Here is a 13,728-nt window from a genome sequence, read left to right as displayed (position 1 = left end):
ATTAGTGTTCATAGCTTTACGTAGAATAACAAAAGAAGCCGCAGACCATTGTCTGGTTTGCGGCTTCTATGTATTATGATTGCCGAGTAAGAGTGCCTCTTGTGAATACCGTTGTGGGTACAGGTCTATCAAAATGAGCATCTTTAGGAACATCTGAGTTCAGCCCATATTCAGATTCAATCTGATGTATGAAAGTCTCATCTAAATATCTCTTGGCGAATTGACTTGCCTCTAATCGAGTTAAGAATTCTTTCCTAACCTTGAAGGCATGTGAAATAGAAATGACACCACCTATAAGAAAAGCTATTCCCCAAGCAGTATCCAAACTGTTGCCTTCAAAAATTCGTATACTTATAGAATGCAAAAAGAAGGGGATGGCGTAGATTAATCCATACTTCGTCCAACGTTTGTTCTTTACCTTCATACCAATATATAAAAAGGCAACCCAATTCAAAGCAAAGGTGAAGGGTAACAAAATCCACCATGAGTGTCTTATATTCCAAAATAATCCTTTTCGTGTATTGTTCACTGCTATTAGCCTCCCAACAACCCTATTTCCAAACGAATCCTATTGTTATATTAAGATTGCCGAGTAAGAAGGCCTCTCGTAAATACGGTTTTGGGTACAGGTCTATCAGAATGAGTATCTTTGGGAACATCTGGGCCCAGCCCATATTCAGATTCAATCTGATGTAAGAGATCGTCCTTTACATTTTGTTGGCCTTCTAATCGAATAAGGAATTCTCTTCTAATTCTGAAAGCATGTATTATAGAAATTAATCCTCCAGAAAAAAGTAATATCATAGATATTGTTGGTAAAATTCCGAATTCTGGATGAACAAGTATCACTATGATTGTGAAAATGATAGGTAAGGAGTAGATTACTCCAAAAATGGACCAACGTTTGTGTTTCACCTTTGTGCCAATATATAAAAAGGCAATCCCATTTAAATAAAAGGTGAAAGTTAATAAAATCCACCAAGAGTGTGCTACATTCCAGAATAAACTTTTACGCGTTGTATTCATTATAGATAAACCTCCAATTAATGCTTAATCTCGGTGATAGGACTAGAAATGCTGAAACGGTATATACTCTGAAATTTACCATGATAATATGTAATTAGTGCTACTCACTGTGTGATGATTGTCGAATTAAATTACCCTTTGTTGGTACGGTTTGTGGACGAGGACGTTTTGATCGTTCCGACTCAGATTTATTGAGGTTGAAGTCAACTCCGTACTCTGATTCAATCTTGTGTTTAAGTTCATTCTCTACTCGTATAGAAGATAATTGATATGCTTCTAATTGAATTATATATTTTTTGCTAACCAAGAAAGCGTGAATAATACAAGAAATCCAACCATAGATAACAAGAATAAATCCAACGGCAGCTACCTTGTTGGTTGGTTCAACTGATAAAAAAATTGCAATTCCTCCAAAGCAGGACGCCGCATAAATTAAGCCCCAAGTTGCAAACGATCTACTTTTTACTTTTATGGCAATATAGAAGAAGGCTGACCAGTGTAAGAACAAAATTAGGGTTAGCAGCAGCCACCATGATTGAACTATTTTCCATGATAATGGTTTTTCATTCACCATATGTTACCTCCTTTAATATATTTGTCCCATCTACGGGGTTGTGTCACTATGTATACATGAACAAAGGAGCCGAACGTTCCGACTCCCCATGACAACTTATTCCTGATTATAACATAATCCTTAGCAATATATGACTATTTACGCAGTGTATATTAGAATAGCATCTCTTAAGAATGCAGCAGTACCCGGTTGTTTCTCATCGTAATAAGCAGTAAATCGTTCATCATCCACGTACATTTGAGCAACCCCAGCGTGAGCTTCCTTACTGTACGTATTCCAATAATAACTCAACCATTGACGATGTAGATCTACAGCTTCTTGCGCGAGTTCACTTGCAGGGTCACCTGTGGTGATGGCTTTAGCTAGTGCTTCATGGACAGCAGCCTCTAATTGTTCAACATCAGCATATTGTGTTTCAGTCATGTTTTTAATCTTTTGATTGGTTAGATCGATTTGATCATCCCCATATTGCGCTCTAATTTCCTTGCCATATTTCTTCTCATTATCGTCGATCAAATTCTGTTTGAACCCTTCGAATTTCTCTTGGTCTGTCATTGTTATTCTCCCCTCTGCTTGAGCCAATGTTGAATCAACATTAGCGATTAATTGGTCTAATTGTGCTCGTTTCTCAAGAAGTTTCGCACGATGTTCTATCAGTGCTTTGTTCCCATCAAAGGAGGGCGAAGTCATGATTTCTTTTATTCTGTCAAGACTAATACCTAACTCTCTGTAAAAAAGGATCTGCTGTAACCGATCTACTTCGGGTTGACCATAAATGCGATATCCTGATGAATTCGTTCTAGCGGGCTTAAGTAGATCAATCTGATCATAATATCTTAAAGTTCTAGTGCTAATACCTGCCATGTGTCCTAACTTGTGCACGGTATATTCCATGTGTTCACCTCCCTGACTTCATAAGCGTACACCTTGACGTAACGTCAAAGTCAATAAGTTATTTCTTAAAGTAAAAACTGCAGTACTATCTCTATAAAGATAGGCTGCAGTTTCGTCTGTTTAAATGATTAGTGAGTAACTCTTATGTCTTGTCCTGCTTTTTCTTTTCTGGATATTAGATCGGAGACCGTTACAAATGAATAACCTCTTTTGATTAATTCTGGCAAAATGATTTTTAAGGCATCGACTGTTTGTATGCTGTTATGGACATAATCGTGCATCAATACGATATCGCCATTATCAACGTTATTAAGTACTTTATTCACAATCTTGTTTACTCCTGGACTCGTCCAATCCTTAGTATCCTGATCCCAAGACCACAGAATCATTAACAATTGATTATCTTTGCAAATGTTAACAGCAGATTCATTATAACTACCACCTGGTGGACGAAATAGTGTTGGTTTTTGTCCTGTAGCTTTATAAATCGCTTCTTGTGTTCGAGTCAGTTCGTTGAGTAATTTAGTTCTAGGGATATTCTGAAAAGAAGGATGATCAAAGGAATGATTACCGATCTCATGTCCTTCGAGAGATGCTTGCTTAACAAGTTGGGGGAATTTCTCTACACGATTGCCTACAACAAAGAATGTAGCTTTGGCCTGATATTTTTTTAGAAGACTAAGGATCTCAGGCGTTTTTGTATAATCGGGACCATCATCAAAGGTAAGGGCAATAACTTTCTTCTGGGTGGGAACTTCCCATACGATATCACCACGCTTCTCATAATATTCTCTTCCTTTACCTAAGGTAGAATGAGGCGCGGCATATGTAGTGTTGATGAAGAGATTGGCAATTGTAAATATGGTAAGTATTCGCGTCATGTTCAAGATGTTCATGGGTCCTCCGTCTTTGGGTCTCCCCTATTTGGTATATGAGCGTTATGGTTCACCACAATTCAACCTATTATTCAGAAGAGCGTTAAGGCGGATCGAACAGATATGAACTGAATGTTTTAAAAATGAGAAAAGGTATGCAATAATCATAATCGGTACTATTTGCATATCACATGCTTCAACTAATACTTACGTTAGGTGATGATTAAGGTTGTTTAAGCTAGCTGTATATTTAAGAGCGTATAAGAAAGAGGTTATTATTGGTCCGATTTTCAAACTATTGGAAGCTATATTCGAACTCCTTCTTCCAACCATTGTCGCGCTTATTATCAATAGAGGAATAGGGATGCGGGATACCAACTATGTTTTTAAAATGGGTGCACTCATGCTTAGCCTATCGATCGTCGGATTTGGTTGTTCATTGATCTGTCAGTATTATGCATCCCGTGCCTCACAAGGTTTCGGCACCACACTGCGTAATAAGTTATTCAAACACATCTCATCACTTTCCTATACAGAGATGGATAAGTATGGTACATCGTCACTCATAAATCGGATAACGAATGATGTTAATCAGCTTCAATTGGCTGTCGCCATGCTGATACGTCTAGTTATCAGAGCCCCATTTATTTGTATTGGTGCGATCATCATGTCGATGGTATTAGATTTCAGATTGTCACTTATTTTACTGGTAGCTACACCTGTGTTTGGTATTATCTTATACTTTATCATCACACGTACAGCACCGATTTATCGAGTATACCAACAGAAGTTGGACCGAATTGCACTTGTCTTGAGTGAGAATCTTTCAGGGGTACGAGTTATTCGCGCATTCGCAAAGAGTAGACAGGAGAGAGTACGGTTCAATGAATCTTCGGAGGATCTAACTCGTACTGCGATTCGTGTTGGGCGGATATCAGCCTTGTTGAATCCTATGACAACACTTGTGGTCAATGCCGCTATTATCGCTATTCTGTGGGTTGGTGGTATCCATATCGATGAAGGTCAACTCTCACAGGGTGAGATTATCGCCTTTATTAATTACATAACGCAAATATTGTTGGCATTGATCGTCGTATCGAACCTCGTCATTATTTTCACGAAAGCCTCTTCCTCGGCAGCGAGAATTAATGAAGTGCTAGGGACGGCAACGTCCATTCCTGATCTCGGAGATATTGATTCGACCAGTACTACTAACAGAATAAATGTACCTGCAATCCAATTTAATAACGTATCCTTTGGGTACAGTAAGATGGGTGAATTGGCGCTTGAGGACGTTTCAGTTGAGATTGGGCATGGAGAAACGATTGGAATTATCGGAAGTACCGGCTCGGGTAAATCCACGTTCATCAACCTGATCGGAAGGTTCTATGATGCGACACAAGGGGACGTCAAGGTCGATGGAGTTAACGTAAAGGATTATTCGTTACAGCAATTACGACGGATGATAGGTATTGTTCCGCAAAAGGCTTTACTCTTTACGGGTACCATTGCGGATAATATCCGCTGGGGTAACGAACATGCGACGGACGAGGAGATCATGAAGGCTGCTGCTATTGCGCAAGCTGAGGAATTTATACTTAAGCTTCCTGATGGATATAACACGGGGGTATCTAGAGGCGGAATCAATTTATCTGGTGGACAGAAGCAACGGTTGACGATTGCTCGTGCAGTAGTAGCCCAGCCACACATTCTCATTCTGGACGATTCATCAAGTGCGCTAGATTTTGCAACGGATGCCGCTCTAAGACGCGAATTGAAGGAGAACTGTATACAGATGACTGTACTTATGGTGTCACAGCGGGTCAGTAGTGTGCAGCAAGCCGATAAAATAATCGTATTTGAGGAAGGTCGAATTTCCGGCATAGGTACACACGATGAGCTGATGATCGGTTGTGAGGTATATAAGGAAATTTGCCTTTCCCAACTTTCCAGTGAGGAGTCACGTACATGAATAATAAGCAAACATGGAATAGACTCTTAACGTATGCTGGACAATATAAAAAAAATGCGATTTGGGCAGTGATATGTGCTGTGGTTAGTGTTGCCGCAAGTCTTATTGGTCCGTTGTTGATTGGTGAAACGATCGATCAAATGATAGGAGTAGGAGCAGTCCATTTCGATGCGATTGGGAAGTTATTGGTTATATTGGCGACCGTATACGTCATGGGTAGTCTCTTTGGTTGGTTGTTAATCAATTTGACGAACAAAATCGCTTATCGGACCGTGTATGATATGCGCCGTGAGCTCTTCGACCAGCTGAATATTTTACCGTTGAGTTACCACGATACACACCCGCAGGGTGATAGTATTAGCCGATTCGTTAATGATATGGATGCGGTGTCAGATGGACTTCTTCAGGGCTTCTCGACATTGCTTACAGGGGTCATTACAATCGTGGGAGCTGTCGTGCTAATGCTGTATATTAGTCCGCTGATGACCATTGTTGTTCTTATTTCTGCTCCGGTATCGTATTATGTTGCACGGTTTATTACGACACGATCTCAACAACTGTTCCGGGAACAGGCTACAATTCTAGGTGGATTAAATGGGTATGTAGAAGAAATGATTGGTGGACAAAAAGTGGTGCAGGCATTTCAATATGAGGAGCGATCCTTTACTCAGTTCGAGAAGAAGAATCAAGAGTTATATGAAAAGGGAATGCGATCCCAATTCTATGGTTCTCTATCGAATCCTGCAACCCGCCTAGTGAACAATGTTACGTTCTCGATTATTGCCATGATTGGTAGCGTGGCTGTCATTCTAAACACCGTAACGGTGGGGGAACTATCAAGCTTTCTGATCTTCTCTAACTTGTTTGCTAAGCCATTTAATGAAATCACAGGCGTCTTAACACAACTTCAGTCGGCAACAGCATCATCACAGCGTATTTTCGCGGTTCTTGATTTGGAGCCTGAACAACCTGATCAAGCCAATGCACTTCAGTTGGAACATAGCAAAGGGATGATTACCTTTGACAAGGTGAAGTTTGCATATCAAGCTGATCGCCCTCTGATCACGAATTTCAGCCTGAAAGTGCAACCGGGTACGCGCATTGCCATCGTCGGTCAGACGGGGGCGGGTAAGACAACATTGGTTAATCTTCTCATGAGATTTTATGAGGTGAACAGTGGGACCATTACGATAGATGGCGTCAATATTAATGAAATTACTCGCGATAGCTTGCGGCACAACTTCGGTATGGTGTTGCAAGAGACATGGCTGTATGGGGCAAGTATTCGGGATAATATAGCATACGGGAAGCAGAATGCCACTGACGAAGAAGTCATTGCAGCAGCGAAAGCAGCGCATGCTCATAGCTTTATCAAGAGGTTACCTGAGGGGTATGACACGCTTATTACGGGTACAGGTGGGAGTCTATCTCAAGGACAGGAACAACTGCTTACGATTGCACGCGTCATGCTCGTTGACCCACCGATGCTAATTCTAGATGAGGCAACCAGTAGCATTGATACTCGAACCGAGATTCGTATTCAGAAAGCTTTTCAGAAGATGATTGAGGGTAGAACCAGCTTTGTGATTGCGCACAGACTATCCACGATTAGAGAAGCAGACTTGATTCTGTATATGAAGAACGGAGATGTTGTTGAAAGTGGAAGCCACGAGCAATTGTTAGCGAGTGGCGGGCATTATGCTGAGCTATATAACAGCCAGTTTACAACGATATAAGTGAATCAGATATGATGTGGAAGGGGATCTCCTATATGCCAGAACAATGGTCAGGGTGTTTCCTTCCTTTTTAATATCAGTAATATGCGGCTTTTTAAGTTAAAGCGACTGAACAGTAAGTTCAAATGTATCTAGACAACATTTGAGCTTCAGTTGCTAGTTATTGTAATGATTATTAATGAATTTGGCTAATAAAGCGGTAAAATTTCATAGTAATTATTGGTAATATTGATAATGTTAGTTTTTTAGTTGTAGGTCTATAGACCTACAACTATTTTTCTGTCATCATTTCACTAATATGTGGATCAAAGTATTGATATAACTAAAGGTTACAATAATTTAACTAATTGGTTACAAACTTTTCATTTAATAAAATTTAGGATATTTATGGTTTTTATTTATAACATGACAGTTCTTTGTACCTGAATTTCTAATTGTGAATTAAGACCAAAGACCGATTATCTATGGGGAAGAAGAACTCTACAATGAGGACAAGCAATGCAGGAACATTAGCATCTCAGGAGGTAATTACAACATGATGATTAGTAAAAAAGTGATAACTGCATCACTAACAGCAGTAATGCTGTTCGGAAGCTTGTCCACAACAGCTTTTGTACAACAAGTAGAGGCTGCTACAACAACAACTTCAAAAGTAACTTGGGGAGTAAATCTACGTCAGGCCCCATCCAGTTCGTCAACAATTATTCGAATGATTCCTAAAGGTGAAAAGGTCGATGTTCTTGGGAAATCTGGAACAGCATGGCTTAAAGTTAAGGACACCAAAGGAAAAGTTGGTTATATTTCTTCGTCGTCCAAATATACGCAGAAAGTTTCAGGAGCCACTGATAATAACACTACGGTCAATAATCGTGTTGAGAAAGTAATTGCAGCAGGGAAGAAGTATTTGGGAACACCATATGAGTATGGTTCAAGTCGTTCAAATACCTCTACATTCGATTGCTCCGACTTTATACGTCAGGCTTTCATTGATGGTGTTGGTATAAAGCTACCAGCGGATTCAAGAGGTCAAGGCGATTACGTGAAGAATAAAGGGAGCGTTCAGAAGGATTGGACCAAGCTGAAGCGCGGCGATCTGATGTACTTCATGTCTTATAAAGGGACGAGCTCGTCAGCTTATTCTAATGCGAACAAAGCAAAAGCTACAATTACACACACAGGGATTTACTTAGGAAATGGAGAAATTCTGCATACCTATTCTAAGGAATCAGGTGGCGTAACGATTAGTAAGATTGGTGGTACGCACTGGGAGAAACGTTTCTTATTCGGTGGAAGTGCACTGTAATCAACATATAACGTTAAGCGGACCCCTTCAAGATGATAGAAGGGGTTTTGTCTTATTATGATATACTACTTGTAAGAATTCATTTCAAATCGCGGAGTTTTCCATAAGAATGGGAGCATGGTCATGATCAGAAAAAGTTGTACGCTAGATACCGATTTCCAAAGATCGGTAACCTTTCAAAGAAATATAGAAGTGTGGATTAAGCAAGAGCTAGCCATCATTGGTAGAGTGGAATCTTTTACAGCGGAAGCTGTTCGAATTGATGGTAATGAGTATTTAAGAGATTCATGTGAGTTTATCATGGTGTAATTGAATTCAAGAAATGTATATAGACGTTGATAAACGGTAGGCCAAGGTTGTTCTTGGCTACCGTTTATTTGGTTCGTTTATTAATTTAACTTTTATACAGGGAGCATAGATTGTACATCATCTTTAACTTCAGCTTCTGAAGTACTAAACTGAATGTTGTATAATTCGGCGTACAGTCCATTCATCTCTAACAGAACTTCATGAGAACCCTCCTCGACGATAGCACCTTGATCTAATACAATAATTCTAGAAGCTTCCCGCACCGTGGATAATCTGTGCGCGATGACCAACGTTGTGCGATCCTTCATAAGTAAATCAAGGGATTGCTGAACAATCCGTTCGGATTCGTTATCCAAAGCGGAGGTAGCCTCATCCAAAAGAAGAAGTGGAGCGTTACGAAGGAAGGCTCTCGCAATGGCTATACGTTGTCTTTGTCCACCGGATAAGGTCGATCCATGTTCACCTAATAACGTGTCGAAGCCTGCAGGCATTTTTGAAATAAACTCTTCTGCGCCTGCTAGTCGGGCTGCTTCTTGAATATCTTCATCGGTCGTATCACTTGCGCTGAAGGCTATGTTGTCCCGTATGGTTCCCGAGAATAGATAAGGGTTCTGAGGTACATACGTAATCATTGCGCGTGTTTCTTCGAGTTGATCTTGAACAGATTTGCCGTAAATGGAGATGGTGCCAATATCCGGTTCATAGAGCCCACAGCATAACCGAACAAGTGTCGTCTTCCCTGAACCGCTAGGCCCCACAACAGCGATGGTCTCCCCAGGAGAAACATTTAAATGGATTCCGGAAAAAAGGGATGATTCACTTCCATCAACAGAGGGGTGTTTATAATGGACATTCTCTAAGGACAAGGCAAAGATTCCAGCTGAAGCTAGCGGGAACGTGGTAGGTTCTGGCGAAAGCCCGCCTTTCCCTTCATTGGGTATTTCGAGTATATCGAATACACGATCAGCTGCACCTAAAGCTTCTTGTACCCCTCCCCATGTCTGAGACATGTGAACAAAGGGCCACTGTACACGTCCCATTAATATGATAAATGCTAGAACTTCACCAGTTGTGGTTCCTCCTCTCATAGCAGACATAGCAATCAAACCAGCACATGCAACCATGATCAGATTATTGACGAAGGCCGATGATTGCCACAAAAGTCCATTCAGAATTGTCCTTTTTCGTTGCAATTGGTTCAACTTTTCACGTTCAAGTACATATCGATTCAGAAGAGTATCTTCTAGGGCGAACGCCCGTACCACTTTCATTCCCTGTAATGTTTCTTGTAAAAGACTACGAAGTTCTGCTTCTTTCTTATAAATCTCAGTGGATAATTTACGTAGCTTTCGATCAAAGAATCGGCCAGAAAGAAATACAATAGGTCCCGAACCTAGAGCCAGAAGCGCGATCCATACGTCCATTTGGGCAAGATATATAAACGAAACAAAGCAGAGAAGAAGATTGTACCCCAGATCGTATACGATGCTATTTACCATACCGATGGCCATACCTGCATCCTTATTAATGCGTGAGGTAAGATCTCCCGAATGCATCGTTTGGACCTGACGGAAGGGGATGCGTTGACTCTTGTCAAAAAGTTTGGCACGGATATCCCAAGACATACGACTCTGCACAACGAATCGGAAGTAATATTGTACCATGAGACAACAGATAATAATGGCAGAGACGGTTGCACAAATGAATGTCGCACGCATAAGAGAGTCCATGCTCGAGCTATTAATCGTATCAATGAAGACTTGTTGAACGACTGCGAAACCAATGTCCATAACAAGTTTGGCGGACAAAAGAAGGATGGCAAGAATAAATCCGATACGGTAAGGTACTGCATAAGACATTAATTTACGTAGAATGTATGGGAACGTATGATTGGAAGGACTATTTGCTTTCATGCTTTGACCTCCATAGCGGCAGCAGAGACATTATCTTTCTTAAAGGTTGTCTCAACCATGGCTCGATATTTACCATCTGAGGTCATTAACTCGTGGTGTGTACCCTCTTCAATAATAGAACCGGCCTCCAAATAATAGATTCGATCTGCATCTCTAATCGTTGATAATCTGTGAGCGATAACTACAGTAGTTCGACCGTACATAAGTTGTTGAAGAGCTTGTTGAACAAGCCCTTCATTGTGGCTATCAAGTGCTGCTGTAGGTTCATCGAGAAGCAATAGCGTAGGCTTTCTGACAAACGCTCTTGCGATGGATAACCGTTGTCGTTCTCCTCCGGACAAAGTAAGTCCACGTTCACCGATGAAGGTCTCGTATTGTAAAGGCGTTCGCATGATGAATTCATGAATACCTGCACTTTGTGCAGCTTTAATAATGTCTTCACGAGTGGCCTCTGAACTCCCCCATGCGATATTCTCGTACAGCGTACCAGAGAACAGATACGGTTCTTGAGATACGTAGGCGATACCTTTACGCCAGACTCGAGGATGAATGGTGCTTAAACGTACATCGCCGTTACTTATGATGCCTTCATAGGGTTCATAAACGGCAAGTAGTAAATTAAGAATTGTGCTTTTGCCACTACCACTGGGACCTGCAAATGCTGTTACTTTCCCAGGTTCGATCGAAAGGGATACGTCAGTCAATACTTGATCAGAACCGTAGCGGAATCCGACTCGCTCGAATGTGATAGCATGAGTGCTACTAACAACTTGATTAGAGGATACGGACATATCTTTATGATCCTTATTAAGATTAGATTCCCGGTCAATGCCTTCTTCCTGCAAATCTAGGACTTCAAACAATCGAGTACCTTGTGCTAAGGAAGCCTGAAATTCAGTCCATAGATTTGCAATGCGAGATACAGGGGTCGTGATTTGCTCGAAACAAAAGAGAAATGCTGCGACAGCTCCTACATCAAGGCGACCATCAATGACGAGGTAACCGCCAAAGGAAAGAACGTATAGCAAGCCACCAAGGATAACGGCAAGGGGCATGTTATAACCTACTGCTTCTATGCGAGAAATCGGAAGATGAATTTTGAAATATTGTTTAACACGTTGTGCAAATTGTGCATGAAGTGTGGGAGAAAGTGAGAAGGCCCGAACGACTTCAGCACCTTGTACAGTATCTTGAATGAATACTTGTTGTGTTGACTCTACTTGTTGTCTTCGCTCATGCATGGAGCGTAGACGAGAGGTAAAAGGTAGCATGATTAGAGGGACTAATGAACAGATAATCATAACCCCCAAAGTTAATACATATTGGAGAGACAATAAGTACGTAAGGAGGAAGGTGAGCTGCATCAGATTGGTCAGTAACTCGATTGTTTTTTGATTGATACCTTGTTGGGCAACAACGGCAGAATCATTCATACGGCTGATGAGATCAGCAGAATGATAGCGGTCTAGATCCTTCATTTGTACCTTCAATAACTTAGAGAGAATGGAGGCTTGAAGTGTAGCGGTTGACTTGAATTCAAGCACCCCTGATAAATAGGTCCTGAGAAAGTTAGCGCATGCATCCACGATAACGACTACGGCCCCAAATATGAGACTAGACGTCAATGCTGACATATCCTGATTGGTGGCGGCATTGATAATACGACGTAAAGACTCAGCTAAGGCAACAGTCGCAAGTGAGACGACAGCCGCGAGAATGCACAATATAATATACCTACCCAAGTAAGGCTTGCCAAGCTTCATTAGACGTTTCAAAGTGCTAGAAGGTGCCGGTATGGTTCGGTTATGGATAGCCTCTCCGTTCGTTGCTCCGCTCAAGTAACATCCTCCTTATGATCAATTAGATTCATTACTATTAATCTATATTGTTAGTAATCCTCACCGAGCATAACTCTAGTGGTTACAGCCAACAACTCTCGCAATATATCGATATTAAGATGGTAATACATGCGATGATCTTCCCTTTTCATTTCAAGTAAATTTAAGAAGAATAAGAAGTTGGCATGATAATTGACTGCGGCTGGCGTTATGCCGAGCTTTTTCGCTAATTCCTGTCCGTAGTGAGGGCGTTCTTGAAGCAGTAATATAAAGTCGAGACGTCTTTTGTCTGAGAATGCCTTTAAGAACAACTCTGTCTTCTCTCGATCGGCAGCGGGTCCGAATACGCGATTGTTATGTATACCAAAGATAACCCATGATATCCAAGCGGTTCCGGTATTAATGGATATGTGATGGTTACCTATTTGTGATATGAAACTAATATGAAAGGTTGTAGGTATGTCATAAACAGCAGGTTCGACTTTGTTGAATTCTTGTATGAATCGCACGGGATTGGCATGGAAATATTCTTTGTAAATCAGTGAAGCTTGCTCAGACTCCTCCCTGAAGCGGTCTTTCCAGAGTACAAAGGCATCGCGGTAGAACAGCCGTATGAGTTGCATATACCGTAGTTTCGTCTCTTCTGGGTGGGCTAGACATTCGAGTAAAGGGGCATGAGCATTTATAAGTTCTGGTTGTGGTGTCGTATCTGTCACGAGCTCAGTCAATAATCGAAGATCGATTTTTACAGTTTCCCATTCTTGTCCTTGTAGAAACTCCTCCATTTGATCCCAATATACGCCGTAGACCATTTGTACTACGACATGTTCAGCAGGACTCTGTTCTAACATATTAATCCATTCTTCGGCGGACTGTGGTTTCGTTAAGGAACAGATGGATTCATAGAATGCGAAATCAAGTCCTTTATGTAAAAAGTGATATTGGAAAAAAAACTGAAGCTCTCGAAGTGTATGAGGTGACAATCTGGCTTGTGCATCATTATGAAAGGTCAAAGCAAGAGGGTCTAGCTCAAGTTTGTAATCCTCTGCCAGTGCGAGCAGCTGTCCTTTACATGCAATCATCCCCATGGAGATAATCATTTCTAAAGCCTCGTTATAAGCAAAACTGATATTTGTATTCAATAAATCCTTCATAATGACCTCCTAAGTGTAATATTTTCATTTCCATTAAATATTAGATGTTATTATATAACATTTAAACTTTACTTAATGTTAAAATAAACCACAAACTAATTTTTGTAAAGATAAAAATCAAATCATAATTGTAA

At 40.8% G+C, this 13,728-nt stretch carries 12 protein-coding genes; 4 read left to right on the top strand and 8 right to left on the bottom strand.

What is annotated here, in order from left to right:
• Positions 1-73: 73 nt before the first annotated feature.
• The 5 genes from PGLA_RS21375 to PGLA_RS21355 all read right to left on the bottom strand — a co-directional run bounded on the left by PGLA_RS21375 (position 74) and on the right by PGLA_RS21355 (position 3,375).
• A complete protein-coding gene (locus tag PGLA_RS21375; protein WP_068536824.1) occupies positions 74-529 on the bottom strand; it encodes a hypothetical protein in 456 nt (151 codons plus the stop codon).
• Between the two features lie 50 nt (positions 530-579).
• A complete protein-coding gene (locus tag PGLA_RS21370) occupies positions 580-1,026 on the bottom strand; it encodes a hypothetical protein (RefSeq protein WP_068536821.1) in 447 nt (148 codons plus the stop codon).
• Positions 1,027-1,126: 100 nt separating this feature from the next.
• Entirely contained in the window at positions 1,127-1,600 is a 474-nt protein-coding gene (locus PGLA_RS21365; protein WP_068536820.1) for a hypothetical protein, read from the bottom strand.
• Between the two features lie 138 nt (positions 1,601-1,738).
• Positions 1,739-2,494, bottom strand: coding sequence for a MerR family transcriptional regulator (locus tag PGLA_RS21360; RefSeq protein WP_068536818.1), 756 nt, complete (start codon positions 2,492-2,494; stop codon positions 1,739-1,741).
• A 128-nt stretch (positions 2,495-2,622) separates the two neighbouring features.
• Positions 2,623-3,375 carry a polysaccharide deacetylase family protein gene (locus PGLA_RS21355; RefSeq protein ID WP_145939642.1) on the bottom strand — a complete coding sequence of 251 codons (753 nt, stop codon included), beginning with the start codon at positions 3,373-3,375 and terminating at the stop codon, positions 2,623-2,625.
• A gap of 223 nt (positions 3,376-3,598) precedes the next feature.
• Between PGLA_RS21355 and PGLA_RS21350 the strand changes: the two genes are divergently transcribed.
• The 4 genes from PGLA_RS21350 to PGLA_RS21335 all read left to right on the top strand — a co-directional run bounded on the left by PGLA_RS21350 (position 3,599) and on the right by PGLA_RS21335 (position 8,689).
• Positions 3,599-5,341: an ABC transporter ATP-binding protein gene (locus PGLA_RS21350; RefSeq protein WP_068536811.1), complete on the top strand. Its 1,743-nt coding sequence runs from the start codon at positions 3,599-3,601 to the stop codon at positions 5,339-5,341.
• The gene (locus tag PGLA_RS21345) at positions 5,338-7,077 is read left to right on the top strand and encodes an ABC transporter ATP-binding protein (protein WP_068536810.1); all 1,740 of its coding nucleotides are present in this window, start codon (positions 5,338-5,340) and stop codon (positions 7,075-7,077) included. Before PGLA_RS21350 ends, PGLA_RS21345 begins: the two co-directional genes overlap by 4 nt.
• Before the next feature lie 535 nt (positions 7,078-7,612).
• Positions 7,613-8,380, top strand: coding sequence for a C40 family peptidase (locus PGLA_RS21340; RefSeq protein WP_068536808.1), 768 nt, complete (start codon positions 7,613-7,615; stop codon positions 8,378-8,380).
• Positions 8,381-8,503: 123 nt separating this feature from the next.
• Positions 8,504-8,689, top strand: a complete 186-nt coding sequence (locus PGLA_RS21335; protein WP_068536806.1) for a hypothetical protein — start codon at positions 8,504-8,506, stop codon at positions 8,687-8,689.
• 92 nt (positions 8,690-8,781) lie between these two features.
• On the opposite strand, the gene PGLA_RS21330 is transcribed toward PGLA_RS21335, so the two are convergent.
• The 3 genes from PGLA_RS21330 to PGLA_RS21320 are packed head-to-tail and all read right to left on the bottom strand — an operon-like array spanning position 8,782 to position 13,594.
• On the bottom strand, positions 8,782-10,602 hold the full coding sequence (locus tag PGLA_RS21330) for an ABC transporter ATP-binding protein (protein ID WP_068536802.1): 1,821 nt from the start codon (positions 10,600-10,602) through the stop codon (positions 8,782-8,784).
• On the bottom strand, positions 10,599-12,440 hold the full coding sequence (locus PGLA_RS21325) for an ABC transporter ATP-binding protein (protein WP_068536799.1): 1,842 nt from the start codon (positions 12,438-12,440) through the stop codon (positions 10,599-10,601). The genes PGLA_RS21330 and PGLA_RS21325 overlap by 4 nt, the downstream gene beginning before the upstream one ends.
• Before the next feature lie 50 nt (positions 12,441-12,490).
• Positions 12,491-13,594 (bottom strand): ArsR/SmtB family transcription factor, encoded by a 1,104-nt coding sequence (locus PGLA_RS21320; protein WP_068536797.1) that lies wholly within the window; start codon positions 13,592-13,594, stop codon positions 12,491-12,493.
• Positions 13,595-13,728 lie beyond the last annotated feature (134 nt).

This window comes from Paenibacillus glacialis (genome assembly GCF_001637205.1).
GTDB lineage: Bacteria > Bacillota > Bacilli > Paenibacillales > Paenibacillaceae > Paenibacillus_AQ > Paenibacillus_AQ glacialis.
This window is presented reverse-complemented; position numbering and strand designations above follow the sequence as displayed.

Coding starts and splice junctions, on each gene's coding strand:
- PGLA_RS21340 (WP_068536808.1), top strand. CDS start 7,613: ATGATGATTAGTAAAAAAGTGATAACTGCATCACTAACAGCAGTAATG.
- PGLA_RS21355 (WP_145939642.1), bottom strand. CDS start 3,375: ATGACGCGAATACTTACCATATTTACAATTGCCAATCTCTTCATCAAC.
- PGLA_RS21320 (WP_068536797.1), bottom strand. CDS start 13,594: ATGAAGGATTTATTGAATACAAATATCAGTTTTGCTTATAACGAGGCT.
- PGLA_RS21360 (WP_068536818.1), bottom strand. CDS start 2,494: ATGGAATATACCGTGCACAAGTTAGGACACATGGCAGGTATTAGCACT.
- PGLA_RS21365 (WP_068536820.1), bottom strand. CDS start 1,600: ATGGTGAATGAAAAACCATTATCATGGAAAATAGTTCAATCATGGTGG.
- PGLA_RS21370 (WP_068536821.1), bottom strand. CDS start 1,026: ATGAATACAACGCGTAAAAGTTTATTCTGGAATGTAGCACACTCTTGG.
- PGLA_RS21330 (WP_068536802.1), bottom strand. CDS start 10,602: ATGAAAGCAAATAGTCCTTCCAATCATACGTTCCCATACATTCTACGT.
- PGLA_RS21345 (WP_068536810.1), top strand. CDS start 5,338: ATGAATAATAAGCAAACATGGAATAGACTCTTAACGTATGCTGGACAA.
- PGLA_RS21335 (WP_068536806.1), top strand. CDS start 8,504: ATGATCAGAAAAAGTTGTACGCTAGATACCGATTTCCAAAGATCGGTA.